The sequence below is a fragment of the Kribbella sp. VKM Ac-2566 genome, assembly GCF_004366005.1.
In the GTDB taxonomy this organism is placed as follows: Bacteria; Actinomycetota; Actinomycetes; order Propionibacteriales; family Kribbellaceae; genus Kribbella; species Kribbella pratensis.
On record NZ_SODT01000015.1, the window covers coordinates 429,279 to 454,396 of the forward strand.

The following is a 25,118-nucleotide window of genomic DNA, read 5'->3' on the forward strand; positions in this document are numbered from 1 at the left end:
AAAAGTAACACGATCCTGCGGTTACTTCACATTCTTGGCCGGTACTTCGGCGCTCAGGAGGAACCATGGCACTCGAACGGTCCGTCAGCCGAAGGCGGCTCCTTCAACTCGTCGGCGGGGCGACCGTCACCGCCGGTCTGGCCGGTGCGTTGTCGGCCTGCGGCGGCGGCAACGGCAGCTCGTCGTCCGGCGGTCCTCTCAAGGTGATCGGCGCCGGCAGCCAGGAGGCCGGTCTGCGGAAGGCGCTCGACGACTACAAGAAGGCGCATTCGGACTTCGACTTCAACCTCTCGTTCTCGCCGGCCGACCAGCTGCAGACCGCGCTCCGGGCGCAGCTCGCGGCCGGTAACGCCCCGGACCTGCACGCGGTCTACCCGGGCAACGGCAGTGCGATGTCGATGGTCCAGCTGAGCAAGGCGAACCTGCTCACGGACCTCAGCAGCCAGTCCTGGACCCAGAAGATCCCGACCGGCTTCAAGGGCGCGTTCCAGAACGACGGCAAGACGTTCATCTTCTCGCCCGGCACCAGCGTGCTCGGCGCGATCTACAACAAGAAGGCGTTCGCGACCGCGGGCGTCGACGTACCGACCACCTGGTCGGAGCTGCTGTCGGTGTGCGACAAGCTGAAGAAGAAGGGCATCGTGCCGATCGCGCTCGGCGCCCAGACCCCGTGGGTCACGCAGCTCATCGACTACGCGCTCGTCCCGGGAACGGTCTACGCCAAGACGCCGGACTTCGACGACAAGATGACCGCCGGCAGCGCGTCCTTCGCGGACTCGGGCTGGGCGGACGCGATGAACAAGTACCTCGAGCTGCAGAAGAAGGGCTTCTTCAACGACAACCCGAACGGGACGACGTACGAGCAGGCCACCTCGATGGTCGGCACCGGCAAGGCCGCGATGGCCGTGCAGGTGTCCGCGGTCCTGCAGGCCTTCCGCCAGGCGTCGCCGACGCCGGACGACCTGGGCATGTTCCCGTTCCCGGCCACGGATGTCGCCGCCGACAACTGGATCCCCGGCGGCGTGGTGGTCGGTATCGCGGTGAGCGCGAAGAGCAAGAAGGCCGAGCAGGCGAAGAAGTTCATCGAGTACTGCGGTCAGCCCGAGGTCGTCAACGCCTGGGCCGAAGCCGTCGCGTGCGTCCCGCTGTACTCGGAGGGCGACGCCAAGGTCGACCCGGTGCTGAAGCCGTTCCTCCCGTACCTCAAGGACAACAAGGCGGTTCCGTTCATGGACCAGCGCTGGCCGAACGCCGAAGTACAGCCGACCCACTTCGCCGTCGTACAGGAGCTCCTCGGCGGCAAGAGCACGGTCCCGGCCGCCCTGAAGAAGATGGACGAGGCCTACCGGAAGACGGCATGACGGTCACAGCTCAGGCGGTACGCCGGGACGCTGTCAAGGCACCGCGGCGCCGCGGCGGCGGGATCGCGCCGCCGTGGTTGTTCGCGGTGCCGGCGTTGCTGATCTATGCGTTGGTTGTCTTGTATCCGGCGTTTTCCGGGGCCGGGTCGGCGTTCACCGACTGGTCCGGGGTCGGGGCGCAGCGGTCGTTCGTGGGGCTGGACAACTTCCAGCAGTTGTTCCACGACGACCAGGCGCTCGGCGCGTTACGCAACACGTTGCTGCTGACGGTGGCGATCGTCGTCGTACAGAACGGGATCGGGTTGCTGCTGGCGCTCGGCGTACACACCGGGATCAAGAGCCGGATGGTGCTGCGGGTGATCTTCTTCGCGCCCGTCGTGGTGAGTCCGGTGATGGTGTCGTTCCTGTGGAAGTACGTGTACAACCCGGCGCCGGACGCCGGGTTGAACGCGGCCCTCGGGGCGATCGGTCTCGGCGGGCTGCGGCAGGACTGGCTGGGCAATCCGTCGATCGCGTTGTGGTCGGTTGCCTTCACCGTGATCTGGCAGTGCGCCGGGTACTCGATGGTCATCTTCCTGGCCGGTCTGGAAGGCGTACCGCAGGAGCTGCACGAGTCCGCGATGGTCGACGGCGCGGGCACCGTGGCCCGGTTCCGGCACATCACCTGGCCGTTGCTCGCACCGGCCGTGACGATCAACCTGATGCTGTCCACGGTCGGTGGCCTGACGTTGTTCACCCAGATCATCGCGATGACGAACGGCGGCCCCGGGTACGCGACCGACACGTTGTCGACGGTCCTCTACAAGCAGGCCTTCGTCTTCGGGAAGTTCGGCTACAGCACCGCGGTGGCGCTGGTACTGGCGATCTTCGTCGCGGCCGTGTCCTTCATCCAGATCGGGTACCTGCGCTCGAGGGAGACCGCGGCATGAGATACAAGCCCCGCACTTTCGTGCTGGAAGTCGTCATGGTGGTGGCCGCCATCGCTTTCCTCTTCCCGGTCTACGCCCTGGTGACATTGGCCTTCAAGGATCCCGGCCAGATCGCCAACAAGCCGCTGTCGCTGCCCGATCCGCCGTCGGTGGGAAGCTTCGGTGAAGCGTGGCAGTCGGCATCACTCGGCTCGGCGCTGCTGAACAGCACCCTGATCACGGTGAGCAGTGTCCTCGTGCTGATCGTCCTGGGCTCGCTGGCGGCGTACTTCCTGGCCCGTACGGCGACACGCCTGAGCTACACGCTCTACATCCTGTTCCTGGTCGGCATCATCCTGCCGTTCCAGCTCGGGATGATCCCGCTCTACCAGATGGTCAACGACCTGGGCCTGCTCGGCACCTACCAGGGGATGATCCTGTTCTACACGGGCATCCAACTGCCGTTCACGGTGTTCCTCTACACCGGGTTCATCCGCTCGCTGCCGGCCGACTACACCAACGCGGCGCTGATCGACGGCGCGTCCCATCTGCAGGCGTTCGCGCACGTGATCTTCCCGCTGCTACGGCCGATCACGGGCACGGTGCTCATCCTCAACGCCGTACACATCTGGAACGACTTCTTCACCCCGCTGCTGTACCTGGGTGGATCCGGCCGCGAGACGGTCCCGGTCCGGGTCTTCGCCTTCGTCAACGAGTACACGTCGAACTACGGGCTGGTGGCCGCCGGACTGGTCCTCGCAGCGCTCCCGATCCTGCTGCTGTTCCTCGTCCTGCAGCGGTACGTGATCCGCGGATTCGCCTCCGGATTGAAGGGATGACCTCTTCGCCCAGGACACTGAGCACTCACAAACGAACAGAGGGGGATCGGCATGGTACGTCGGTTGTGGGTCGGAGTTCTGGCAGTCGGAGCGCTCCTGGGCGGGGTCGCGGTCGTGGGGAGCACCCAGGCCGAAGCGAAGACGGTGGCGGTATCGGACACCCTGTTGCCGGGTCAGAAGCTGCTGGCTGGGCAGTACATCCGCTCGCACAGCGGGGTCTACACGTTGATCATGCAGCCGGCCGGCGACGCCAAGCTGTATCAGCGCGGAGTGACGAATCCGCTGTGGGCCTCGGGCACCTGGCGGCGGAACTCGGTGCTGGTGATGGGCACGGACGGGACGTTGCAGGTGATTTACGGCCGGACGAAGATCTGGTCGATGAGCATCAAGAGCGCCGGCGCGAAGCTGGTGCTGCCGGACACCGGGAACCTGGCGATCTACAACACTCGCGGCAAGGCGAACTGGAACCGTCACATGGTCGTCGGGACGTTGATGCCGCAGAGCAAGCTCGCCGGCCCGGACGCGGCCTGGGACGAGGTCATCATGTACTCCGTCAACCGGATCTACACGCTGAAGTTCCTGACGACCGGCAATCTGGTGCTGTACAAGAACGGCACCACCGTCCTGTGGAGTACCGGCGTGAAGAATGCCCCGGGCGCGTACGGCTGGGTCAACCCGGACGGCTCGTTCGGCACCGTGAACGGCTTCGGGGACCTGACCTTCTTCTACCAGACCCGTCGCGACGGTAGCGTCCTCCAGCTGACCGACGACGGCCACCTTCGGATGGTCAACGGGAAGACCGTCGTCAAGATCTTCTACTGACAAGACACTGAGCGAACTAGGGGTGCGGGATGGTACGTCGACTGGTGGCCGGGGTCCTGGCCGTCGGGGCACTGTTGGGTGGGGCTGTGCTGGTGGGAAGCGGACCGGCCGAGGCGAAGACGGCGGCAGTCTCGGACACGCTGCTACCGGGTCAGAAGTTGATGACACTGCAGTCGATCAAGTCGGCGAGTGGTGTGTTCACGCTGACCATGCAGCGCAGCGGGAACGTGACCCTGCTCCAGCGCGGCGTGGCGCAGCCGCTGTGGACGTCCGGAACCTACCGGCCGGGGTCGGTGCTGGTGATGGCGGCCGACGGCACGATGCGGATCATCTACGGGCGGACGCAGATCTGGTCGATGGGTGCGGCCAGCCCGCAGGCGAAGCTGGTGCTGCCGAACACCGGTCTGCTGGCGATCTACAACACCCGCGGCAAGGCGGTCTGGAACCGGCACATGGTGATCGGCACGCTGATGGTGGGTGCCATGCTGCACGCACCGGACGCACTCGGCCGCGACGTGACGATGTACTCCCTGGACCACGTCTACACGCTGAAGGTGCTGACGAACGGGAACATGGTCTTCCAGAAGAACGGCACGACCGTGCTGTGGAGCACCGGCAAGACCCGGTACCCGGAGTCGTTCGCGAACATCGACCCGAACGGCACCTTCGGCACCTACAACCGTGACGGCGAAGGCACGTGGGACTTCGCGACCCACAGGCCGGGCACCGTCGTCCAGATCCGCAACGACGGCCACTTCCTGCTGATCAACGGCCGCACCGTCGTGAAGATGTTCGTCTAGCCTGTGCCACTGAGCATTCACAATCGAACCGAGGGGGCATGAATGGTACGTCGGCTGTTGGCTGGGGTTCTGGCCGTGGGGACGCTACTGGGTGGGGCCGTGCTGGTCGGAAGCGGACCGGCCGAGGCGAAGACAGTGGCGGTCTCGGACACGCTGCTGCCGGGTCAGAAGTTGATGGCCGGGCAGTACATCCGGTCGCGCAACGGGGTCTACACGTTGATCATGGATACGCGTGGGGAGGCGAAGCTGTACCAGCGCGGGGTGTCGTGGCGGTTGTGGAGCTCCGGGACCTGGCGCGCGGGCTCCGTGCTGGTCATGGGCACGGACGGGACACTGCAGATGATCTACGGCCGGACGAAGTTCTGGTCGATGAGCATCAAGAGCGCCGGCGCGAAGCTGGTGCTGCCGGACAACGGAAACCTCGCGATCTACAACACCCGCGGCAAGGCCAACTGGAACCGGCACATGGTGATCGGCACGCTGATGCCGCAGAGCCAGATCCATGCCCCGGACCCGGAAGGACGTGAAGTGATCATGTACTCCGTCAACCGGATCTACACGCTCAAGTTCCTGACCACCGGCAATCTGGTGCTGTACAGGAACGGCACCACCGTCCTGTGGAGCACCGGGAAGAAGACCTCGCCGGAGTCGTACGGGTCGGTCGGACCGGACGGCACGTTCTACAACTTCAACGACTTCGGTGACATCACCTGGATGTACGAGACCCGCCGGCCCGGCAGCGTCCTCCAGCTCACCGACGACGGCCACCTCCTCATGGTCAACGGCCGCACCATCGTGAAGACGTTTGTCTAGTAGACCTCGATGCGGTCGAGGCTGATGACCGCGCTGGTCGACGCGGGGTTCTTGTCGCCGGTCACGCGCACCTTCAGGGTGTGCGGGCCGGACGGCAAGGCCGGGCTGATGTACATCAGCTGCTCGCCGACGCGGATCGAGCTGTAGTAGTCGATCCGTTGCTCGGGTCCGCCGTCGACCGAGATGGCGGCGATGCCGTTGCCGGTGTCCGCCACACTCAGCAGGGCCACGCGGGTGCCGGTGAACCGGATCGTCGCGGTCGCGTTCGGCTGCCAGCTCCAGTGGTCGTTGCCCCAGAAGCACTGGTTGCCGCAGCCGGCACCGGAGCTCCACGCACCGGTGTAGGCGACGGCCGCGTCGGTGTCGTTGATCCAGTAGTTCGGTGAACCCGGGTCGCCGGACGGCAGGTTCTGGGTCGCGCCCGCGGCGAGCGGCCGGCCGAGGTTCGGCGTACCGTCGGCGTTCCAGGTGATCTTCTGGACGCGCGTCGTGCGGTACGAGTACGTGTAGGTGCTGGTGTTCTTGCCGTGGTACGCGATCCAGTCCTCGGTCCCGTCCGGTGACTTGAAGAACGAGTGGTGCCCGGGACCCCACACGCCGGTCGCGTCGTTGCGGGAGAAGACCGGGCCGGGGTGCTGCACCCAGTTCGCCGCGACCATCGGGTCGGCGCCGTTCGCGATGCTCTTCATCCACAGCTGGTAGTCCGGCTTGCCGGTGTCGCACGTCGAGTAGGTCAGGAAGGTGCGCGTCGCGCCGTACAGCGGGGTCGGCCCTTCCCGTACTTCGGTGCACCCGCCGTCGGCCGGGATCGCGACGCGGCCGCCGGTCGCGGTCCACGGGTTGCTCATCCGGACGATGTACAGCTGCGCCGGTCCGCCCTGTCCGCGGCCCGGGCCGGTCCAGACGAAGTACTGCTGCCCGTTGACCGTGATCGGCTCGCCGTCGATCGCGTACTCACCGAAGTCCGCGATCTTCGCCTTGAAGCTGTACGGGCCGAGCGGGTCGTCGCCGGCCGACTCGAGTACGTACATCCGGTGGTTGGCGTCCACGCCGTCGGAGGCCGTGTAGTAGATGTACCAGCGGTTTCCGACATGCCGGAACGCCGGCGCCCACATCTGCGTGTTGCGGCTGGTGTTCGAGTCCCGCCACACCACCTGTTCCGGTTGCACGAGCAGCGTCGCGAGGCTGGTCGACGACCAGATACCGATCCGGTCGCCGCGGGTGGTCGCGACGTAGTACCTGCCGTTGTAGAACATCAGCGACGGATCCGCGGACGGATTCACCGGGTTCCGGAACGTCTGCGACGTCACAGCATTCTCCTCGCGTTCGACGGCGGGAGCGGGACCGGCGACGGATCCGGTCAGGAGTACGGCGAGCAGCGTGCAGAGGACGGGGCGGACGAACCTCATGACGGACACCTCCGGGGTGTGGGCGGACCATCTCCCTGGTTGTAGAACGAGCTTGCCAACGTTGTAAACCGTTCAAACAGTGGTCGAATGGTCCGCCGGCAGCTGTTCGACGTACGGCGAAAGGCCTGTTGCCGGAACCTTGTGTCGATGGGTGGCGTCTCACCGGGCATGAAGCTCAAGGTCCGGGTCGTGCACTACCGGCACGATTGCTGGTACGCCGACATCGACGACGCCGACGACCGGCAGCCCGACGACCCCTTCTGGTACGCCGACGGCTGCCGCACCCAGGCTGAGGCGATCGCCCTCGCCTGCAGCGAGCTCGCCGCACTCGACCAGGCGATCGCGGCCGGCAACGTACCGACCCGCATCAGCGAGCCGCGCCTGACCGCCGCGTAGCGATACACCCTGAAAGATCTGTAACACATTGTCACGGTGACGGGATGTAACCCCCGAGGGGGGACTCACCATGGCAATTTTCAATTCACCACCGGGCTGGCCGGCTCCACCGGCGCCTGACTGGCAACCACCGTCCGGCTGGCAACCGGACCCGTCCTGGCCGCCGGCGCCGCCCGGTTGGGCGTTCTGGCTGAACGCCCGCGGCCTGCGGACGCGCGGACCCGGTGGCCGGTACGGCGCCGAGCCGCCGGTGAAGTTGATCGCGGGATGGGTGGCCGGGGCGTTCGCGTTCATCGTCATCCTCGCCGCGATCGGTGGGGCGAGCAGTCCAGCCGCAGTCTCGTCAACGCCGGGCGCGACGGTGACCGTACCGGGGCCGACGACTACGGTGGCCGGTCCGACCGTGACTGTGTCCGGGCCGGCGGTCACGGTGCAGCAGACCGTTCCAGGGCCTATAACCACGATCACGCAACCGCCGTTGCCGGCCCGGACCGTGACGGTCGGGGCGCCGCGGGCGAGCACCAGTACGACTGCGCCGGTCCCGTTGGCCCGGCCGCAGAGCCCGCGTCCGACGAGGACGACGGCCGCGCCGGCCGAGGTGTACTACGCCAACTGCTCCGAGGTGCGTGCGGCGGGGAAGGCGCCGCTGTACCGAGGTCAGCCTGGTTACGCGGCGCACTTGGATCGCGACAACGACGGCGTGGCCTGTGAGTGAGCCGATCGCCACGCGCTGTGTCCACAGTTCGGCTTGTGGATAACGCAGCAGTGCTGTGGATATATAGGCGGTTGCTGTGGACAACCGGGGATCGGCTGTGGGCGAGGCAACTAATTCCGTTGCCGATGCACGTGCAGTCCGGTGGTTGAGAGAACGGTTGCCGCGGCGCTGTTTCGGTGCTGAGATGGGTCCCCGTACGCCGCTGAAACTTTACGAAGATTTATCCGTGACATTCGGTGCGCCAGGTCGTTGATCTGTCAGACAGTTCGCGCTCAGTGGATCGCTGGGGAATCCGGAGGGACCGCTCGTGCACAAGTTCAACCCGCCACCGCAGTGGCCGCAGCCGCCGACGGCCGGCTGGCGTCCGCCGGTCGGCTGGAAGCCTGACCCGACCTGGCCCGCGGCTCCCGCGGGCTGGCGCTTCTGGCTCAACCGGAACGGTCGCCGCAGCAGCGGACCGATCGGCGCGTACGGCGCTGTCGACGCCGGCCGGCTCGAGCTGGCCACGGCCGATCCCGCCCTGCTTCTGATGCACTCCTGATCGAACGCTGCCGGCTCCCGCAGGCTGACCTGCGGGAGCCGTTTCATGTCCGCCTTCGGTCAAGGGCTGGTGCGTTCTTATCGTCTTCTGATGTTATGTTATCAATGTAGATAACACTCATCTGGGAGGCGTTTCGTGGGCTGGATCGGGCTCGACCTCGGCACGCAAAGTGTGCGCGCCGTGCTGGCCGATGCCAAGGGTCACGTTCTGTCCCGTGCAACGTGTCCGCTCGCCAGCCATCGTGACGGCACCCGTCACGAGCAGGACCCTCAGGCCTGGCTGACCGCCGTCGACGCGGTCCTCGCGGAGGTCGGGGCAACCGACCTCGACGGCATCGCGATCTGCTCGACCTCTGGCACCTTCCTGCTGACCGACCGCGCCGGCCGCCCCGTCACACCGGCCTTGATGTACGACGACGCCCGCGCGGCCGCCCGTCGCGACCAGATCGTGGACGCCGACCCGGATCGCTGGGCGACCAGCATGCAACCCACCTGGGCGCTCCCGAAGATCCTCGATCTCGACCTGACCGACCGTCGCGTCGTCCACAGCGCCGACTTCGTCGCTGCGCACCTCGTCGGACATCCGGTCGCGACCGACACCAGTCACGCCCTCAAGACCGGTTACGACCTGATCGCCGACGCCTGGCCGGCTGCCGCGTTCGACAAACTCGGTCTCCCGCTCGCGGCGTTCCCCGAGGTCGTCCGCCCCGGCACCGAGCTCGGCCGCACGCCGGACGGCGTCCCCGTTTACGCCGGTATGACGGACGGCTGCGCGGCCCAGATCGCCGCCGGCGCCCTCGCCCCTGGCGCGTGGAACTCGGTCCTCGGCACGACGCTCGTCCTCAAAGGTGTCAGCACCGAGCTGCTGACCGACCCCACCGGAGCTGTCTACAGCCACCGTCACCCCGACGGCGGCTGGCTTCCGGGCGGCGCGTCCAGCACCGGTGCCGGCGTACTCACCGAACTGCTTCCTGGTGCCGACCTCGACGCGCTGGATCGTGCCGCCCACCCGATCGACGCGGTCATCTATCCCCTCACCAAAACCGGCGAGCGATTCCCCTTCGTGGCACCGCAAGCCGAACGGTTCACGCTCGGGACCACCTCCGACGACCTGCAGACGTACGCCGCCGTGCTGCAAGGTGTCGCGTTCATCGAGCGGCTCGCGTTCGAGCACCTGCAGACACTCGGTGCCGACCCGGTCCGCTCGGTCTCGCTCACCGGCGGCGCCACCCGCGCCGAGTATTGGAACCAGCTCCGCGCCGACGTCCTCGGCGTACCGGTAGAGCTTCCGGCCGTCCCGGACCCGGCGTACGGAATGGCCGTCCTGGCCGCGTCCGGCGGGACCGATCTCACCGGGACGGCGCGACGGATGGTCCGCGTCGATCGCGTCCTCGAACCGCGCGGCGAACGACTCGACGACCTGTACGGCGAGTTCGTCGCCGAACTCGACCGCCGGGGGTACCGGGGATGAGAACGACGATCGTGCTGGCTCGCCACGGCCGGACCGAATGGCACCACGGCAACCGGTACACCGGTTCCACGGACCTCCCGATCGACGAGGTCGGCGTACAGCAGGCGCAGCAACTCAAGGACTGGGCCGCGGACTACGCGCCGGATGCGCTGTGGGCGTCGCCGATGCTGCGTGCGCGGCAGACCATCACGCCGACGGCGGAACTGCTCGGCCTGATGCCCACCCTGGACGCCCGGTTGCGCGAGGTCGACTTCGGTTCGGCCGAGGGCAAGATGCTGAGTGAGCTGCCGCCGGCGGTGGGCAAGGCGTTCGAGCTCGACCCGGTGCGGGACCACTTCCCGGGCGGCGAGGATCCGGCCGCGGCGGCCGAAAGGGTCCGTGAGGTCTTCGACGAGATCGGGCAGCGACACCAGGGCCAGAAGGTCCTCGTGGTCGCGCACAACACGCTCATCCGGCTGCTCGTGTGCAGGGTGCTCGGTCTCCGACTGAGTGACTACCGCAGACTGCTACCTGCGCTCGGTCCCGCGGCGCTGGTGCGTTTCCGGTGGCAGGACGGCACAGTGGGTCTCGAGGCGTACAACGTTCCTCCTGTGCGAATGGAGACCCTGGCATGACAACGGATGTCGACGGCGACACCACCGAACTGAGTCGTCCCGCGCGCCGGCAGGCCGAGATCGCGGCGTACGTAGTGAAACACGGCTCGGTCTCGGCGAACGACCTCGTCGAGGCGTTCGGCGTGAGCGTGATGACCGTGCACCGCGACCTGGACGAGCTCGAGCGGCAAGGTGTGGTCCGGAAGTACCGCGGCGGGGTCAGTGCGCAGCCGACCAGTGTGTTCGAGAGCAACGTCGCGTACCGGCTGAACACCGCGCACGCGGAGAAGGCCGCGATCGCCCGGCACGCGCGGGCGATGATCGAGCCGGGGATGTCGGTGATGCTCGACGACTCGACCAGCGCGCTGGCCCTGGTCGACCTGTTCGAGGACATCGCTCCGTTGACGGTGGCAACGAACTTCCTGCCGGCGATCACCAAGCTGGCGCAGTTGCGGGACGTCACGCTACTGGCGCTCGGCGGGATCTACTCGGCGACCCACGACTCGTTCGGCGGCATGCCGTGTGCGGAGGCCGTCGAGGCGCTGCACGCCGACCTGCTGTTCTGCTCGGTGTCCGCGGTGTCGTCGACGCACGCGTTCCACCAGGAGGAGGAGATCGTCCTGGTCAAACGCGCGATGCTGCGCTCGGCACGGACCAAGGTGCTGCTGGTCGATCACGCCAAGCTGCAGCGCACCGCCCTGCACCGGCTCGCTCCGCTGACCGACTTCGACGTGGTGATCGTCGACGAGAAGACCCCGAAGGACCTGATCCAACCGCTGCGCGACCACGGCGCCACCGTGGAGGTCGCCAAACTCTAGGAGGGGGCAGTGCGTATTCATGGGCATGGACGTCGGAGTTGACGTAGGTACGACCGTCACGAAGGCTGTCGCGTTCGACGCCGACGGCCGGCCGGTGGCCGAAGCAGCTCGACCGACGCGCCTGGTTCGTCCCGGTGTGGGGCGGTTCGAGCACGAGACCGCCGAGATCGTTGCTTCGGTCAACGAGGTGGTGGGTGAGCTGGCGGCCACGGTCGGAACGCGTCCCGATGTCCTCGCGATCACCGCGCAGGGCGACGGCCTGTGGCTGGTCGATCCGGACGGTACGGCGGTCCGCCCGGCGATCTCGTGGCTGGATGCGCGCAGCAGCGCGATCCTCGACCGGTGGACCGCGGACGGCGTCGCGGAACACGTGTTCCGGCGTTCCGGAAACCGCATGTTTCCCGGTGCATCGGGCCCGCTGCTGTCCGCCGTACTCGCGGAAGAACCCGAGGTGGTCGAGCGGGCCGGTACGGCGGCGTACTGCAAGGACGTCGTGATGCAGGCGCTGACCGGCGTCCGTGCGACCGACGTGTCGGACGCGTCGGCGCCGTTCCTCGACCCGCGGACCGGTGGCTACGACGATCAGGCGCTGGCGGCAACAGGCCTGTCCGAGGTGCGCCATCTCCTTGCGCCGGTCGCCGCTGCCGGACCGGTCGGTGAGCTGCGCGACGACTCGACCGGTATGGCGCCCGGGACCCGCGTCTCCGCCGGTCCGTACGATCTCCCGGCCGCCGCGGCAGGCGCCGGCGTGACAGAACCAGGCGACGCTCTGCTGACCGTCGGCACCACGTTGGCCTGCCAAGTCATCACCCGCGAACTGCCCGTAGACGGCGAGCCCGCCGGCCTGTTCCTCGGGACGTGGACGCCGGGAGTCTGGCTCCGCGCGATGCCCGCGATGGTCGGTACGGCGGCCCTCGACCGGGTGCTCGCGCTCGTTGGCGTCACCACCGATCAACTGCCGTCGCTGCTCGCGGACAGCCCGCCCGGCGCGTCCGGCGTCACCGTCCTGCCCTACCTGTCGGAGGCGGGCGAACGTGCCCCGTTCGTCGACACCCGCGCCCGCGGCACGATCGACGGCATCTCGCTGTCCACGACGACGGCCGACCTGGTCCGTGCGACCTGCGAAGGTATCGCGTACGCCGCCCGCCACTGCCTCGATGCGGCCGGCTGGACCGGTCGCGTCACCGTGTGCGGCGGTGGCGCCCGGAGCAGCGAGTGGACCCAGATCCTCGCCGACGTACTGAACGCGCCGTTGCACACCGCCGAGGCCGAGCAGGTCGCCGCGCGGGGAGCGGTCATCTGCGCGCGTCGTGCCGTCGACCCGGACAGCGCCGGCGCGGAATGGATCGCGGAAACCCGCCAGGTCGACCCGGACCCGGCCCGCGCCGCCTTCTACGCCGAGGGCTACGCCCACTACCTGCGCCGCATCGAGTCGACCCGCCCACGCTGGTCCGACCCAGCACCTACGTTCACAGGAGAGCGATGAGAACCGTCAAGACGCTGCTCGCCGGCGACCATTTCGTGCGGAACGACCTGCTGGCTGCGGCGCTCTCCACGATTCCGGACGTTGCGTTCGGGTTTCGTGAGGTCACGCTGCCCTGGCCGCTGACGCCGTACGGACGGGTTGCCGAGGTGGACGAGGCGAGTGACGCGGAGGACCAGCTGATCGAGGCGCTGGCCGGGGTCGAGCTCGCGGTCACGCAGATGGGGCCGTTCACCGAGCGGGTGCTGGACGCCGCACCCGACCTGCGCTTCCTGGTCGTGTGTCGTGGCGGTCCGGTGAACGTGAACGTGGCCGCGGCGGCCCAGCGGGGGATCGCCGTGGCCTCGACGCCCGGACGGAACGCGGTGGCGGCCGCCGAGCACGCGGTCGCGTTGATGATGGCTGCCTTGCGCAACCTTCCACGCTTGCAGCGGACGCTGGAGCAGGGCGAGTGGCGCTCCGATCTCTACGCGTACGACGAGTGCGGGCTCGAACTCGACGGGTCGACCGTCGGCCTGGTCGGGTACGGCGCGATCGGGCAACGGGTCGCCCGGGTGATGCTGGCGTTCGGCGCCCGCGTCCTGGTCGCCGATCCGTACGTCGAACAAGCGCCCGAGGGCATCGAACTCGTCGAACTCGACGAGTTGCTGCGGCAGTCGGATGTGGTCAGCCTGCATGCGAGGCTGACCGATCAGACCCGCGGGATGATCGGTGCGCAGCAGATCGCTGCGATGCCGCGCGGCGCCGTACTGGTGAACACGGCACGTGGTGGTTTGCTCGACTACGACGCGACGGTGGACGCGTTGGAGTCGGGGCAGTTGGGAGCGGCGGCGTTCGACGTGTTCCCGTCCGAGCCGGTACCGGCGGGATCGCGGTTGCTCACAGCGCCCAACATCGTGATGACACCGCACCTCGCCGGCGCCACGCGACAGACCGCTCACCGCGCAGGCTCGATCGCGGCAGAGGCCGTCGCCGCCTTCCTCAACGGAAAGGACCCCGCTGGACTGGTGTCCGCTTAGGCGGGGCACAGGACTGGATCATGAAGCTAGCGACCTCTACTACCTGGACCGAGCTCCTCCTGCTGCTGATCGCGTTCGTGCTGTCGATGGTCATCGGCATCGAGCGTCAGATCCGGCAGAAGAGCGCCGGCATGCGTACGCACACGCTCGTCGGCACCGGGGCGGCACTGTTCACCCTGGTGTCCGGGTTCGGCTTCAGCGCCGTCCTCGGGACCGACGTCAATCTCGACCCGTCCCGGATCGCGGCGCAGATCGTGTCTGGTGTCGGCTTCCTCGGCGCCGGCGTGATCTTCATGCGCCGGGACGTTGTCCGCGGGCTGACCACGGCGGCCACGATCTGGATGACCGCCGCGATCGGCATGGCCTGTGGTGCCGGGATGCCGGTCCTCGCGCTCGCGGCGACCGTGCTGCACTTGGTTGCCGTCGGCCCGTTCGCTCGGCTCGCCCGGTTCCTGCCGTCACCGGACCGCCGCCGGATCGTCACGGTGCGGTACGACGACGGAGCCGGCGTACTGCGGGCGATCCTGGCAACCGCTACGTCCATGGGATTCGAGGCGTCGGTGCTCGGGACCGAGGTGCACCGGGACGGCGCACGCCCGCAGGTACGGGCGGCGATGCGGTTCTCCGGGCGCGCGCCGCTGCAGAACCTGGTGCTCGCGCTGGACGACCTCGACGGCGTTACCGGCGTACGGCTGCGCAACGACGATGACGATTGAGCTACGAATGTGATTTCGGTGAGAAAATCACACTGATTCTCTATACCTAACCATCGTTCGGTGATAATTTCACCGGCATGCCCGCTGCTCCGAACCTCGTTGACCTGCGCGAACTGGCCGTCCGGCTGGCGATCGCGGCGGGCGAGGAACTTCTGGCCCGTCAGCGGAGTCTGTCGATCGACGCGGCCGGTGTCGAGACCAAGAGCTCGGCCAACGATCCCGTCAGCGCGGCAGACCGCGCGTCCGAGAAGCTGATCGTCGATGGACTGACCGCGGCCCGTCCCGGCGATGGACTTCTCGGTGAAGAAGGTGCTTCGCGAGTTTCGAGCACCGGTTTGACGTGGGTGATCGACCCCTTGGACGGCACGGTCAACTACCTCTACGGCCGTCTCGACTGGAGCGTGTCGATCGCCGTCGAGGACGAGAACGGTGCGCTCGTCGGCGTGGTTCACCAACCGCGCACCGGTACGACGTGGTCCGCCGTACGCGATGCCGGCGCGTTCCGTGACGATCAGCGCCTCGGGTCGCTACGACACACTCCACTGGAGTCGGCTCTGGTGGCTACCGGCTTCTCGTATCTCCCGGATCGCCGGGCCGAACAGGCTGCGCCACTGCAGGACTTGCTGCCGGTCGTCCGCGACATCCGCCGCGGTGGGTCGGCTGCGCTCGACCTGTGCTCGGTCGCCGACGGTACGGCGGACGCGTACTACGAGCACCTGATCCAGCCCTGGGACGTCGCCGCCGGTGCGCTGATCGCCCGCGAGGCCGGCGCCGTCGTCGTCCGCGGACCCGTTTTCCCCCAAGGCATTCTGGCCGCCGCCCCCTCGGTGGCCGCCCCACTACAGGAGTTACTCACGAGGAGGTCGGCATGACCGAGCGAAGCGAGGTCATCATCAAGCACAGCTCGGCTCGTGTCTCATCCGCGCCCGGAGCGAAGCGAGGACGTGGATGAGCATAGTAGACCTGCCGGCCCGGACTCATCCGGACGAACGAACGATTGCTGACGGCAATGATCAGCGGAAGCGCCGGCGACGGCGCGAGTACGGGCTGTTCGCGTTGCTGGTCGCGCCGAACCTGCTGGTGATCGCGGTCTTCGCGTACTGGCCGATCATCTACAACGCGTTCCTCAGCCTGACCGACTGGAACATGATCGCGGCCCGCCCGAAGTTCGTGGGCCTGGCCAACTACGGCCGGACGCTGACCGACCCCGCGTTCCACAAGACGCTGTGGATCACGGTGGTGTTCACCGGCCTGATCGTGGTCGGCAGCCTGGTGATCGGGCTGGCGCTGGCGTTCCTGTTCAACCTGCCGCTGAAGGGCCGCGGCGCGGTCCGGACGATCGCGTTCGCTCCGCACATCCTGTCCGGTGCCGCGGTCGCGACCATCTGGGCGTTCATCTTCGATCCCGGCTACGGCCTGATGCGGGCGCTGATCGAACCGTTCGGCGCCGAGCCGCCGGACTGGATGAACAACTCCGACTGGGCGCTGCCGGGTCTGGTCATCGTCTACCTGTGGAAGAACGTCGGGTTCGCCGCGCTGATCTACCTGGCCGGCCTGCAAGGCCTGCCGAAGGAGCTCGACGAGGCGGCCGCGATCGACGGCGCGTCGACCTGGACGCGGTTCCGGTCGATCAAGCTCCCGCTGCTTGCCCCGATCACCTTCTTCCTGCTGATCACCACGGTGATCGGCACCTTCCAGGCGTTCGACGTGATCGCGGTGATGACCGGTGGCGGCCCTGGTGATGCCACCACCACGCTGAGCTGGTCGATCTACAACGAAGGCTTCCAGGCGTTCAACGCGGGCCGCGCGGCGACGCTGTCGATCATCATGTTCGTCATCCTGCTGGTCGTCACCACGGTGCAGGCCCGGGTGATGGAGAGGCGGGTGCACTACCGATGAAGACACGCGCGATCCAGTACGTCGTACTGATCGGTGTGGCGGCCGTGTTCCTCGGACCGCTGTACTGGTTGCTGTCCACCGCGTTCAAGCAGCCGACCCAGATCTACCAGTGGCCGCCTGCCTGGTGGCCGCACCTGACCTGGGAGAACTTCAGCCTGGCGTGGAAGGCCGCGCCGTTCGACCGGTTCTTCCTGAACTCCACGATCATCACCGTGATCGGGACCGCGTTGAAGGTGGTGAACGCCGTGCTGACGGCGTACGCCTTCGCCTACCTGCGGTTCCCGTTCAAGAAGATCCTGTTCTTCGCTGTGCTCGGCGCGATGATGGTGCCCGGCCACGTGACGCTGCTGCCGAACTACCTGACCGTGGCGACCCTCGGCTGGATCAACACCTACGCCGGCCTGATCATCCCCGGCATCGGGTCCGCGTTCGCGACGTTCCTGATGCGGCAGCACTTCCTCACCCTGCCCACAGAGGTGACGGACGCGGCCGCTGTCGATGGCGCCGGACACCTGCGCACCTTGTGGCGCGTCGTTCTCCCGATGTCGCGGCCGATGCTGATCACGGTCGTGGTGATCACCGCCGTCGAGGAATGGAACAACTTCGTCTGGCCGCTGATCGTCACCAACACCGCCTCGATGCGGACGCTGCCCGTCGGGCTGCTGATCCTCAAGGACGAGGAAGGTCTCGCGGCCTGGGGAACGATCATGGCCGGCACGCTGCTGGTGCTCGCACCGATGCTGCTGATCTTCCTGATCGCCCAGCGCTACATCGTCGGTGGGATCACGGCCGGAGCTCTGAAGGGATGAGCATGCTCAAGCGCAGGATGTTCCTGGGGCTCGCGGCCGGCGTCACGCTGGCGGGCTGCGGCTACCGTTCCGTCGACGCGATCTACTCGCAGCCGGCCGGGTCCGTGCCGAAGCAGTACGCCAACCGCACCCGGGTCGTGTTCTGGTCGCCGTACGGCGGCGTGAACGGGAAGGCGGTCGACAAGCTCGTTGCCAAGTTCAACGACTCGCAGCAGGACGTGTACGTCGAGGTGCAGTTCCAGGGCAGCTACGACGACGTGGCGCAGAAGGTCGCGGCCGCGCTGGTCGCGAAGCAGGCGCCCGATCTCGCCGTACTGTCGGACGTCACCTGGGAACGGTTCTTCCTGAACGACGCGCTCGAACCGTTGAACGGCTACTTCACCGACGGTTTCGGCCCTGGTGTGTATCAGGAGAAGCTGTTCGGGGAGTACGTCGTGAAGGGGCAGAGCTGGGCCGTTCCGTTCGCCCGCAGTACGCCGATCATGTACTACAACCGGGATGCGTTCGCGAAGGCAGGGCTGCCGGACCGGGTGCCGCGGACCTGGAGCGAGCTGCGGTCGTGGGTGCCCGAGCTCGCGAAGGTGCAGTCCGGCGGGCGGTCGTTGCGGACGATCGCGTTCGCGAAGATCGACGGCGACTGGCAGTTCCAGGGCAACGTGTGGCAGTTCGGCGGCGCGTACTCCAAGGGGCTCGACGTCACCATCGACGAGGCCGGTGCGGTCGCGGCCGGTGAGTGGCAGCGGGAGATGGTGCACGAGCTCGGGGCGGCGTACATGGCGAGCAGCCCGAGCACGGACTTCGCGAACGGGCTGGTCGGGGTGATCCAGGAGTCGACCGGTGCGATGAAGACCATCGGGTCCAAGGCGAAGTTCAAGGTCGGGGCCGGGTTCATCCCGTCGGAGGTCGCGGCCGGGATCGCCACCGGCGGCGGCGGGATCGGGATGCTGCGGAACATCTCGACCGAGCGGAAACAGGCCGCGGCGACGTTCCTGCAGTTCCTCGCCCTGCCGGAGAACTCGGCCTGGTGGACGACGCAGACCGGCTACCTTCCGGTGGTGAACAAGGCCCGCGAGGACGCCGAGCTCAAGAAGCTGATCGCGGAGCAGCCGAACTACGGCGTCGCGATCGCGCAGCTGGAGAACGCGCGCCGGCAGGACGCGATCCGGCTGTACGGACGGAACGCGAACGTGCAGATCTACACCGGGCTGCAGCAGATCTACGCCGACAACGCGCAGCCGAAGAAGGTGTTCGCCTCCGTCGCGCGCCGGCTCGAGGTGATCGGCGACGAGGTCAAACGTCTCTACGAGGAGAAGGTTCTGTGATCATCACCGGCCACCGGGGCGCACTCGGGACCGAACCGGAGAACACGCTGCGCTCGTTCCGGCGGGCGGTCGCGGACGGCTGCGACGAGATCGAGCTCGACCTGCGGGTCAGCGCGGACGGCGAGCTCGTGATCATGCACGACGCCACCGTCGACCGCACCACGTCGGGATCGGGCGCGGTCGAGGAGCTGACGCTGGCGGAGCTGCGGGCGTTGGACGCCGGTCTCGGGGAACAGGTGCCGACGTGGACCGAGACGGTCGCGGCGATCGACGTACGGTTCCAGGCAGAGGTCAAGGCCGAGGCCGCCGTACCGCTGCTCGCCCAGTCGCTGAAGTCGGACCGGGCGCTGGCCGAGCGGACCCTGGTGACGTCGTTCCACCCGGAGATCCTGCTCGCCGTCCGCGAGGCGTTCCCGGACGTGACGACCGGCCACATCTTCGGCCGTACGCCGGACACCGCCGAGATCATCACCCGCACCCGCGCAGCCGGCGCGACCTGGTCCCTCTGCGGAATCGCCGGCCTCACCCCCGACGCCGTCGCCGACCTCCACGCCGCCGGCCTCTCGGTCACCGCCTGGCCCGTCCCCGACCCCGAAACCCTCACCAAGGCCACCGCCCTAGCCGCAGACGGCATCACCACCGACAACCCCCACCTCCTCCAGCACCTCTGACCCAACTTTGAGAACCCACCAACCGTTTCGACGCCCTGAGAATGGTTGGTGGGTTCTCAAAGTGCCTCGGGCGGGTGGGTGGTGTGGGCTGGGTCACACGTTTCGACGTGCGAATTTGTTCTTCCGTGGAACATAAATGTGTGATTGGCTCTTCCGTATGGGAATCAGCATCGGTGTGGTCGGAGCCGGACAGTTCGCCCCTTCGTTCCTGCGGTTGTGGTCCGCGCATCCGGACGTGTCCGACGTGCGACTGACCGACGTCATCCCGGAACGGACCGCGGAGATGGCCGCCAAGCAAGGGATCACGGTGACGCATGCGTCGTTCGAGGAGATGCTCGAGTCGGACGTGGACGCGGTCGCGATCTTCACGCAGCGGTGGCTGCACGGCGAGATGGCGATCAAGGCGCTCGAGGCCGGCAAGCACGTGTACTCCACGGTCCCGATGGCAATCGAGGCGGACCAGATCGCGCGCATCATCGAGCTGGTGAAGGAGACCGGGCTCACCTACATGATGGGTGAGACCAGCTTCTACTACCCGTCCTCGGTCTACTGCCGGCAGAAGCTCGCCGAGGGCGCGTTCGGCCGGGTGTTCTACAGCGAGGGCGACTACGTCCACGACATGGACCTCGGGTTCTACGCCGCGTACCAGTACTCCGGCGGCGACGACTGGAAGAAGACCGCGTCGTTCCCGCCGCTGCTCTACCCGACGCACGCCGTCGGCAACGTCCTCTCGGTGACCGGTCAGCACGCTACCCACGTGTCGGCTATCGGCGTCAAGGACGACCGCGGTGACGGCGTCTTCGACAAGGAGATCAGCCAGTTCGACAACGACTTCTCGAATGCGACCGCTCTGTTCAAGCTCGCCGACGGCGGGATCATGCGGACGAACGAGATGCGCCGGGTCGGGTACCCGTCGCACATCCGCGAGTCCCGGCTGCGGGTGTTCGGCACCGAGGGCAGCTTCGAGCAGCTCGCCACCACGACGCTGTGGCAGAACAAGCAAGGCGTCGAGGACGTCAGCCACTTGATGGAGACGAAGCCGAGCGGTTCCGGGGACGACGCCGACCTGGCGAACGTCGACCCCGCGCTGCGGGACGCGTTCCGGTCCGGGCTGTCCCCGGTGCACGACCGCTCGCGGCTGCCGAAGGAGTTCGACGGTCTGCACAACGGGCACGAGGGCTCGCACCACTTCCTCGCCGACGACTTCGTCCGCGCGGTCGCCGACAAGACCCTGCCGCCGATCAACGCGTGGGTCTCCGCCCGCTACACCCTCCCCGGCATCTACGCGCACCAGTCCGCCCTGCAAGGCGGCGTACAGCTCGAGATCCCCGACCACGGCGACGCCCCGGAGTGACCTCCTGCCGATAAGATCCGGTATGGATCTGTTCGCCGGGATTTCTGTTCGGGACTACGACATCGCGGTCGCCTGGTACGAGAAGTTGCTGGGGGCGCCGCCGAGTTTCCTGCCCAACGACATCGAGGCGGTGTGGGAGATCGGCGAGCACCGGTACCTCTACATCGAGGTCGTTCCGGAGCACGCCGGCCACGCGCAGCACACGTTGTTCGTCGAGGACTTCGACGCCGCGCTCGGTGCGATCGCCGAGCGCGGCCTCGAGCCCGCCGACCGGGAGACGTACGACAACGGCGTACGGCATGCGACCTTCTACGACCCGGACGGCAACGAGGTCTCGTACGGCGGCGCGCCGGTGGCGTGACGTCACGGTACGGCGATGTGGTCCAGCTCGGTCCAGGGCAGGACTCTCGCGGTGATGGTCGGATGCTGTTCGAGTTCTGCCCTCAGCAGCCGGTGCACGCCGTCCAGGATGGTGATGCGGTCGTCGGAGCGGTGGACGACGTCGATGGGATGGCGGAGGTCGGCGGCGAGGGTGCGTTCGTACTGTGCCTGGTACGTGACCGGATCCGCGGCGACCTGGCGGGGCGTGACCTGAAAGGGCCGGTCGTCGTGCGCCCAGAACGGTAGGTCGAGATGGTGGGTCAGGTCGCCGACCGGCAGTTCGACCGTCGGTAGGTCGAGGGCGTGCAGCCGTTCGAGGTCCCAGTGGAAGTCGAGGATGTACGCCGTGAGTTCAGGTGGCACCGTCAGCGGGAAAGGGCGGCGGGTCATTCGTAGATGCGGCGCAACCGGAGCGTCATCGAGTTCTCGATGTGCTGGGTCATCGCGGACTCGGCGGCGGCCGGATCGCCCGAGGTGATCGCCTCGACGAGCATGCGGTGTTCGGTGAGGACCTCGGGGCCGATGTCGCGGTCGTAGTGCAACCGGAAGATGTGCAGGTGGCAGTGGGTCCGCTCGAAGGCCGATCGAACCTGTTCGCTCCCGGACAGCGACGCGATCAGCGAATGGAACCGGTTGTCGTGCACGGTCAGCGACTTGTACCCGGCGTAGTCGATCGAAGTCGGCTCGACTGCGTTCGCCAGCTCAGCGCGCAACAGCTTCACACCCTCGGGGGAGATCAGCTCGGCCGCCCGCCGGGCCGCCCAAGGCTCGAGCAGGAGCCGGAACCGGTACAGATCGTCGAACTCCTCGAGCGAGAGGAGCGGAGTCGCGCGGTAACCCTTGAGCGGCTCCTTGACCGCCAGCCCTTCCGACTCCAGCCGGGCCAGCGCCTCCCGCACCGGCGTCGACGACACCTGGAACTCCCGCGCGAGCCCGTCGATCGAGATCCGCGCCCCGGGCCGGATGACGTGGTCCATCAGCATCGTCTTGATGGCCTCGTACACGTCGTCGGCGAGCATCTGCCGCCGGAGCAGCCGCCGGTCCACCGGTGCCACTGGCTCGCTCATGAGGTGTCTCCGGAATCTGGTCGCGGGGTTGACCCCACCGTTCGGTTTCGGCAGGGTAACACTGGTAATCATGCATCATGCACGATTCGGGTGAGAGCAAGCTATGGGAAGGTCGCGAACGATGGTGAGGTTCGAACAGATCGGCGTCCTGCCCGAGCCCGGCGACAACGTCGCGATCGCCTCCCGGCGGCTGGACGCCGGCACCGAGGTCGAGCTCGACGGTACGACGATCACGCTGCCGCACACCGTGCTCGAAGGGCACCGCTTCGTGGTCGTCCCGGTCGCTGCCGGCGACGCGCTGACCTCGTGGAACACCGCGTTCGCGCGCGCCTCCCGTGACCTGGTCCCCGGCGACTACGTCTGTACGCCGACCAGCCTCGCCGCGGTCACTGCCCGCGGTGTGGACGGCCTGCCTGAGGTGCCGAGTGCGACCAACGAGCCGCTCGACCCGTTCGAGTTGGACGAGTCGGCGCTGCACTTCGGCTCCCAGGTGACCAGTGTCGAGCAGCCCGGCACCTTCCTCGGCTATCCCCGTGAACAGGGCCCGGCCGGGACGCGGAATCACGTCGTACTGCTGGCAACCAGTTCGCGGAGCAGTGGGTTCGTCACGGAGTTGGCCCGGCGTTTCGACGGCGCGGCCGCGGGCGACGGCGTCGTACCGGTGGCGCACACCGAAGGCGGCGAGGACGAGGTCCCGAACAACCTGCACTTCCTGCTCGCCACGCTCGGCGGCTTCACACTCAACCCGAACGTCGGCGCCGTCCTGATCGTCGACACCGAGGGGGACGTGGTCTCCGGCGAGGCGATCAAGAACTTCCTGGCCGAGAACGGCTATCCGTCGATCAAGGTGCCGCACGCGTACTTCACCCGGAAAGGCGGCTTCGAGCACGACCTGACGGCCGCCGGCGCGCTGATCGAGCCGTGGCTGCCGGTCGTCGACGCGCAGCAGCGCGAGGAGGTCCCGCTCGCGGACCTCAGGATCGCCCTGCAGTGCGGCGGATCCGACGCGTTCTCCGGGATCTCGGCCAACCCGCTCGCCGGCCAGGTCAGCGCGGAGGTCATCCGGCATGGTGGTACGGCGGTGCTCGCGGAGACCGACGAACTGATCGGCGCCGAGCCGTACGTGCTGAAGAACGTCCGCGACCTCGCCACCGCCAAGCGCTTCCTGGCCACCATCAAGTCGTTCAAGGAACGTGTCGGCTGGCACGGGCACACGGCCGAGGGCAACCCGTCCGGCGGCAACGTGTACCGCGGGCTCTACAACATCGTGCTGAAGTCGATCGGCGCCGCCCGCAAACTTCCGCGCGAGGTCCGCCTGGACCACGTCATCGACTACGGCGAGCCGCTGCCCGGCAACGGCTACATCTTCATGGACAGCCCCGGCAACGACCTCGAGTCGGTGGCCGGCCAGATCGGCAGCGGCTGCAACCTGATCTTCTTCACCACCGGCAACGGATCGATCACCAACTTCCCGTTCGTCCCGACCCTGAAGTTCGTCACGACGAGCGCGCGGTACGAGCGGTTGCGGGCCGAGATGGACGTCGACGCCGGCAAGTACCTGACCGGTACGTCGATGGCGGACCTGACCGCGGAGACCTTCGATCTCGTGGTCCGCGTCGCATCCGGTGAGAAGAGTGCGGGCGAACGGGCCGGCCACAGCCAGGTGTCGATCTGGCGGAACTGGAAGCAGACCGGCCCGCGCGAGGGCATCTCGATCACCACCGACGGCCGGATGAGCCGCAAGCTCGCCGACCTGCCGACCGAGGACCGCGACGCCCCGCTCGACGGGGTCCCGCACCGCGGCCTGACCGCCGAGAGCCGGACCCCCACGGACTTGTTGCGTGTCGACGACCGGTTGGTGCCCGAGGCAGTCGGCCTGATCCTGCCGACCAGCCTCTGTTCGGGCATGATCGCGCTGCGGATCGCAGCACAGGCAGAGCTGGAGAGGTGGGCAGGTGACGCCGTCACCCGGATGGTCGCCCTCCCGCACACCGAGGGTTGTGGCAGCAGCGGCGGCGCGTCCGAGGAGACGTTCGCGCGGATCATGCTCGGCTACCTCCTGCACCCGAACACGCGGATGGCTCTGCTGCTCGAGCACGGCTGCGAGAAGACGCACAACGACTACTTCCGGTCGCGGCTGGTCGAGGCGGGCAAGGATCCGTCCCGCTTCGGCTGGGCCAGCATCCAGGCGGACGGCGGTCTCGACGCTGTCGGCAACAAGGTCAAGGAGTGGTTCGGCAGCTTCGACCTGCCCGCTCCGGTCGCGCAGCCCGGTGATCTCGGCGCGCTGACGATCGGGTTGGAGGCACGCGGTCCGTTCTCGGTCGAAACCGCCGAGGCGCTCGCGCTGATCGGCCGCGAGATCGTCGGCTCCGGCGGTTCCGTCGTACTGTCGTCCCGTGGCGCGTTGCTGGCGCACGACGGATTCCGTACCGCGGCGTTCGGATCGGCGGACCCGGTGGGCCCGACGATCGCGCACGGCCAGCGGTTCGCGGAGCCGGGGTGGCACGTGATGCGGATGCCGGGGACGGACTGGATGGAGACCGCGACCGGCTTCGGCGCGACGGGTGTCCAGCAGATCCTCGCGCACGTCGCGGGCGGCACCTTGTCGGCGCAGCGGTTCGTCCCGGTCGTCGAGTTCAGCAACGACCCGGAGACGGTTGCGACGTACGGCGACGACCTGGACGCGGTGGCCACCGGTGACGCCGCCGAACAGGCGCGGATCGGGCTGGACGTCGTCGCCGCGGTCGCGAGTCGCCGGCTCGTCCCCAAGGCGGTTGCCTCCGGCAACGTCGGTTTCCAGATCACCCGTGGTCTGCTCGGTACGTCAATGTAGCTGTGTCTGTTAAGGGAAGGCCTTGCCATGCACTTGGTCCGTTATCTGTCTCCCGTCGACGGTCGTCCTGTCCCCG

Annotated in this window: 26 protein-coding genes; 23 read left to right on the forward strand and 3 right to left on the reverse strand. The window is 67.6% G+C overall.

All coding sequences use genetic code 11. The features are described 5' to 3' along the window. The first annotated feature begins 65 nt into the window (after positions 1-65). The 6 genes from EV647_RS39145 (at position 66) to EV647_RS42705 (ending at position 5,543) form a co-directional block, all read left to right on the forward strand. Entirely contained in the window at positions 66-1,361 is a 1,296-nt protein-coding gene (locus EV647_RS39145) for an ABC transporter substrate-binding protein (RefSeq protein ID WP_134012268.1), read from the forward strand. Beyond that, complete coding sequence (locus EV647_RS39150) at positions 1,358-2,290, forward strand: carbohydrate ABC transporter permease (protein ID WP_133785940.1); 933 nt, start codon at positions 1,358-1,360, stop codon at positions 2,288-2,290. Before EV647_RS39145 ends, EV647_RS39150 begins: the two co-directional genes overlap by 4 nt. Further along, complete coding sequence (locus tag EV647_RS39155) at positions 2,287-3,108, forward strand: carbohydrate ABC transporter permease (RefSeq protein WP_134012270.1); 822 nt, start codon at positions 2,287-2,289, stop codon at positions 3,106-3,108. The genes EV647_RS39150 and EV647_RS39155 overlap by 4 nt, the downstream gene beginning before the upstream one ends. A gap of 51 nt (positions 3,109-3,159) precedes the next feature. Beyond that, positions 3,160-3,930, forward strand: a complete 771-nt coding sequence (locus EV647_RS39160) for a hypothetical protein (RefSeq protein WP_134012272.1) — start codon at positions 3,160-3,162, stop codon at positions 3,928-3,930. Between the two features lie 29 nt (positions 3,931-3,959). Beyond that, positions 3,960-4,730, forward strand: a complete 771-nt coding sequence (locus tag EV647_RS39165; RefSeq protein ID WP_134012274.1) for a hypothetical protein — start codon at positions 3,960-3,962, stop codon at positions 4,728-4,730. A gap of 75 nt (positions 4,731-4,805) precedes the next feature. Further along, entirely contained in the window at positions 4,806-5,543 is a 738-nt protein-coding gene (locus tag EV647_RS42705; RefSeq protein WP_202876467.1) for a hypothetical protein, read from the forward strand. Here EV647_RS42705 and EV647_RS39175 read toward each other — a convergent pair. Then, entirely contained in the window at positions 5,540-6,952 is a 1,413-nt protein-coding gene (locus EV647_RS39175; RefSeq protein WP_134012276.1) for a family 43 glycosylhydrolase, read from the reverse strand. The two genes, EV647_RS42705 and EV647_RS39175, sit on opposite strands and share 4 nt — an antisense overlap. An 87-nt stretch (positions 6,953-7,039) precedes the next feature. Here EV647_RS39175 and EV647_RS39180 point away from each other — a divergent pair, with 87 nt between their 5' ends. The 16 genes from EV647_RS39180 to EV647_RS39255 all read left to right on the forward strand — a co-directional run bounded on the left by EV647_RS39180 (position 7,040) and on the right by EV647_RS39255 (position 21,119). Continuing rightward, positions 7,040-7,348, forward strand: coding sequence for a hypothetical protein (locus EV647_RS39180; protein ID WP_238177614.1), 309 nt, complete (start codon positions 7,040-7,042; stop codon positions 7,346-7,348). A gap of 70 nt (positions 7,349-7,418) precedes the next feature. Then, positions 7,419-8,063, forward strand: a complete 645-nt coding sequence (locus tag EV647_RS39185; protein WP_238177615.1) for an excalibur calcium-binding domain-containing protein — start codon at positions 7,419-7,421, stop codon at positions 8,061-8,063. Positions 8,064-8,370: 307 nt separating this feature from the next. Further along, complete coding sequence (locus EV647_RS39190; protein ID WP_134012278.1) at positions 8,371-8,604, forward strand: hypothetical protein; 234 nt, start codon at positions 8,371-8,373, stop codon at positions 8,602-8,604. A gap of 135 nt (positions 8,605-8,739) precedes the next feature. Next, positions 8,740-10,074, forward strand: coding sequence for an FGGY-family carbohydrate kinase (locus tag EV647_RS39195; protein ID WP_134012280.1), 1,335 nt, complete (start codon positions 8,740-8,742; stop codon positions 10,072-10,074). After that, the gene (locus EV647_RS39200) at positions 10,071-10,688 is read left to right on the forward strand and encodes a histidine phosphatase family protein (RefSeq protein ID WP_134012282.1); all 618 of its coding nucleotides are present in this window, start codon (positions 10,071-10,073) and stop codon (positions 10,686-10,688) included. Before EV647_RS39195 ends, EV647_RS39200 begins: the two co-directional genes overlap by 4 nt. Then, the gene (locus tag EV647_RS39205; protein ID WP_131335817.1) at positions 10,685-11,485 is read left to right on the forward strand and encodes a DeoR/GlpR family DNA-binding transcription regulator; all 801 of its coding nucleotides are present in this window, start codon (positions 10,685-10,687) and stop codon (positions 11,483-11,485) included. Before EV647_RS39200 ends, EV647_RS39205 begins: the two co-directional genes overlap by 4 nt. A gap of 25 nt (positions 11,486-11,510) precedes the next feature. Beyond that, complete coding sequence (locus EV647_RS39210; protein ID WP_134012284.1) at positions 11,511-12,971, forward strand: FGGY family carbohydrate kinase; 1,461 nt, start codon at positions 11,511-11,513, stop codon at positions 12,969-12,971. Beyond that, the gene (locus EV647_RS39215) at positions 12,968-13,987 is read left to right on the forward strand and encodes a 2-hydroxyacid dehydrogenase (protein WP_134012286.1); all 1,020 of its coding nucleotides are present in this window, start codon (positions 12,968-12,970) and stop codon (positions 13,985-13,987) included. Before EV647_RS39210 ends, EV647_RS39215 begins: the two co-directional genes overlap by 4 nt. A gap of 20 nt (positions 13,988-14,007) precedes the next feature. Continuing rightward, positions 14,008-14,703, forward strand: coding sequence for an MgtC/SapB family protein (locus EV647_RS39220; protein ID WP_133785931.1), 696 nt, complete (start codon positions 14,008-14,010; stop codon positions 14,701-14,703). A gap of 77 nt (positions 14,704-14,780) precedes the next feature. Continuing rightward, a complete protein-coding gene (locus EV647_RS39225; RefSeq protein WP_134012288.1) occupies positions 14,781-15,575 on the forward strand; it encodes an inositol monophosphatase family protein in 795 nt (264 codons plus the stop codon). 76 nt (positions 15,576-15,651) lie between these two features. Further along, the gene (locus tag EV647_RS39230) at positions 15,652-16,602 is read left to right on the forward strand and encodes a carbohydrate ABC transporter permease (RefSeq protein WP_238175685.1); all 951 of its coding nucleotides are present in this window, start codon (positions 15,652-15,654) and stop codon (positions 16,600-16,602) included. Beyond that, positions 16,599-17,411 (forward strand): carbohydrate ABC transporter permease, encoded by an 813-nt coding sequence (locus EV647_RS39235; RefSeq protein ID WP_130387921.1) that lies wholly within the window; start codon positions 16,599-16,601, stop codon positions 17,409-17,411. The genes EV647_RS39230 and EV647_RS39235 overlap by 4 nt, the downstream gene beginning before the upstream one ends. A 2-nt stretch (positions 17,412-17,413) precedes the next feature. Beyond that, positions 17,414-18,733: an ABC transporter substrate-binding protein gene (locus EV647_RS39240; RefSeq protein WP_166680540.1), complete on the forward strand. Its 1,320-nt coding sequence runs from the start codon at positions 17,414-17,416 to the stop codon at positions 18,731-18,733. Continuing rightward, positions 18,730-19,404: a glycerophosphodiester phosphodiesterase family protein gene (locus EV647_RS39245; RefSeq protein ID WP_134012293.1), complete on the forward strand. Its 675-nt coding sequence runs from the start codon at positions 18,730-18,732 to the stop codon at positions 19,402-19,404. Before EV647_RS39240 ends, EV647_RS39245 begins: the two co-directional genes overlap by 4 nt. Positions 19,405-19,561: 157 nt before the next feature. After that, positions 19,562-20,758, forward strand: coding sequence for a Gfo/Idh/MocA family protein (locus tag EV647_RS39250; RefSeq protein WP_134012295.1), 1,197 nt, complete (start codon positions 19,562-19,564; stop codon positions 20,756-20,758). A 22-nt stretch (positions 20,759-20,780) separates the two neighbouring features. After that, positions 20,781-21,119, forward strand: a complete 339-nt coding sequence (locus EV647_RS39255; RefSeq protein ID WP_134012297.1) for a VOC family protein — start codon at positions 20,781-20,783, stop codon at positions 21,117-21,119. A gap of 2 nt (positions 21,120-21,121) precedes the next feature. Here EV647_RS39255 and EV647_RS39260 read toward each other — a convergent pair whose 3' ends face one another. Both EV647_RS39260 and EV647_RS39265 read right to left on the reverse strand, forming a co-directional pair. Beyond that, positions 21,122-21,529 carry a ParB N-terminal domain-containing protein gene (locus tag EV647_RS39260; protein ID WP_134012299.1) on the reverse strand — a complete coding sequence of 136 codons (408 nt, stop codon included), beginning with the start codon at positions 21,527-21,529 and terminating at the stop codon, positions 21,122-21,124. Then, complete coding sequence (locus EV647_RS39265) at positions 21,526-22,206, reverse strand: GntR family transcriptional regulator (protein ID WP_133785924.1); 681 nt, start codon at positions 22,204-22,206, stop codon at positions 21,526-21,528. Before EV647_RS39265 ends, EV647_RS39260 begins: the two co-directional genes overlap by 4 nt. Positions 22,207-22,327: 121 nt before the next feature. On the opposite strand from EV647_RS39265, the gene EV647_RS39270 reads away from it, so the two are divergent. Then, positions 22,328-25,042 (forward strand): UxaA family hydrolase, encoded by a 2,715-nt coding sequence (locus EV647_RS39270; protein WP_238177616.1) that lies wholly within the window; start codon positions 22,328-22,330, stop codon positions 25,040-25,042. The last annotated feature ends 76 nt before the right edge of the window (positions 25,043-25,118 follow it).